We start from the raw sequence: 1,867 nt of genomic DNA, 5'->3' as shown, positions 1-1,867 counted from the left end.
CGCGCCCCCCGCGCCGCCGCACCCCGCCGCGTCGTCCGGGCCGCTCGGGCGGGCGGGGACGTTCGGCGCGTTCGGGGCTTCGGGGGCGGGCGGCATCGGAAGGCTCCTCGGTGGCGGGGTGCGGAGCGCGGGCCGGCGGCTCCACCAGTGGGTTTACCACGGCGACGGCCGTCCCGCCCGGTTCGGCGGCGTCTGGGGGCGCTCGTGCGGTCGTTGCGGCGTTTTCGCGGGTGTCGCGGGCCGCGCGCCGTGCTCCGACGTAAGCATCCCGTCACTCTCCGTTCCGAACGGCGTCCGTCCGCCGGGGGAACCGAAGAGGTAGACCCAGTCCTCGGGATTTCCTGCGGTGATCATTTGTCGCGGGCCATCCTGAGGACGGCAGGATCCATCCAGGGACGAGGCGGCTGATCGCGGTGTCTGTTGTCGGGGAGCGGGAAATCGCCGAGGTGCGGCGGCACCACCTGGCCACCCTGGCCTACGAGGTCGAGGCGCGGGGACTGCGCTGCCGGCTCGCCGGGCCGGACGAGATGGTGCTCGGCGTGGTCGGGCCGGTGACCCGCCGCCAGATCATGGTCGTGGCGACCCCGGTCGGCTCCGGCTGGTCCTACCTCTGGTCCGGCGGCGGGATGGCCGACGTGGCACGCGTCTCCGGCGTGGCCGACCAGCTCGCCCGCCTGCTCTCCTGACCCGCCCCCGCGCTTCACGCAAGCCCGCCCCACCAAGCCACGACGCCGCCGCGCCGCCGCGCTGTGCCGTCGTTGCCACGTCGCTCTGCCGTACGGTGCCGAGGTGCCGCGCCGCCGTGCTGCCGTGCGGCTGCGCGGCGCTGCGCTGGGGCGATGTGTCGGGGTGGCGGGGTGGAGGCGACACGCCGGGGTGGGGGCGCCTTGCTGTGGGTGGGGGCTCTTCCCTAGACTCTGGGTGCGAACGTATGTTCGAGACAGAGGCCGCATGCCTTCCCCCGTGCGGCGAGCGTGAGGGGGAGGCGGATGACGCGCGTGTTCGGCGATCCGGTCGAGGTCCGGGTGACCGGCGGACGTCCGGCCGGGTTCGCCTGGCGGGGGCGGCGGTACGCGGTGCGCCGGGTGCTGGAGCACTGGGTGACTACCCGCGACTGGTGGCGCGAACAGGAGCCGGACGCCGACGAGCCCGGCGAGCGGGAGTACTGGCGGGTCGAGGCCGCCGCGGGCGGCGAGCCCGGGGTGTACGAGCTGCGGCACGACACGGCGGCCGACGCCTGGACGCTCTCGCGGCTGTGGGACTGACGGGCCCGCCGTGCATCTGCATGTCGCGTCCGCCTACTCGGCGCGGTACGGCGCGGCCACTCCGAAGCAGCTCGCGGACCGGGCCGCCGCGCTGGGCCTGCGCACCCTCGCCCTGACCGACCGGGACGGCCTGTACGGCGCGGTCCGGCACGTCCGCGCCTGCGCCGAGGCCGGGATCGGGCCCGTCCTCGGCGCGGACCTCGTCCTGCGCGACCCCGACCCCCGCGACCCGGACCCTCGCGCCCTGGACCCTCGCGACCTGGACCTCCGCGCACCGGACGTCCGTGCTTCGGACGTCCGTGCTTCGGACGTCCGTGCTTCGGACCTTCGCGCCTCGGACCTTCGCGCCTCGGACCTTCAGGCTTCGGGCCTCCGCGCCTCGGCCCTGCGCGGCCGCGGGTCCCGCAGCGGCGTCGGTGCCGATGTCTCCGGGAAGGCGCGGGATCGGCGGGTCGTCGTGCTGGCCGAGGGGAAGGCGGGCTGGGCGTCGCTGTGCCGGCTGGTGACGGCCGCGCACGCGGCGGGCGCGCGCGGCGAGCCCGCGATCACGCCCGGCATGGTCGCCGAGCGGGCGGCCGGGCTGGTCGTGCTGCTCGGCCCGG

General features: G+C 76.3%; 3 protein-coding genes. All 3 read left to right on the top strand.

What is annotated here, in order from left to right; genetic code table 11:
* The first annotated feature begins 413 nt into the window (after positions 1–413).
* Entirely contained in the window at positions 414–686 is a 273-nt protein-coding gene (locus DZF91_RS24345) for a hypothetical protein (protein ID WP_235834518.1), read from the top strand.
* 303 nt (positions 687–989) lie between these two features.
* A complete protein-coding gene (locus tag DZF91_RS24340) occupies positions 990–1,265 on the top strand; it encodes a DUF6504 family protein (RefSeq protein WP_117359613.1) in 276 nt (91 codons plus the stop codon).
* A 10-nt stretch (positions 1,266–1,275) separates the two neighbouring features.
* On the top strand, positions 1,276–1,867 hold a 592-nt coding region (locus DZF91_RS24335; protein WP_117359612.1), incomplete at its 3' end, for a PHP domain-containing protein.

The sequence above is a fragment of the Actinomadura logoneensis genome (genome assembly GCF_003428695.1).
Taxonomy (GTDB): Bacteria; Actinomycetota; Actinomycetes; order Streptosporangiales; family Streptosporangiaceae; genus Spirillospora; species Spirillospora logoneensis.
This window is presented reverse-complemented; position numbering and strand designations above follow the sequence as displayed.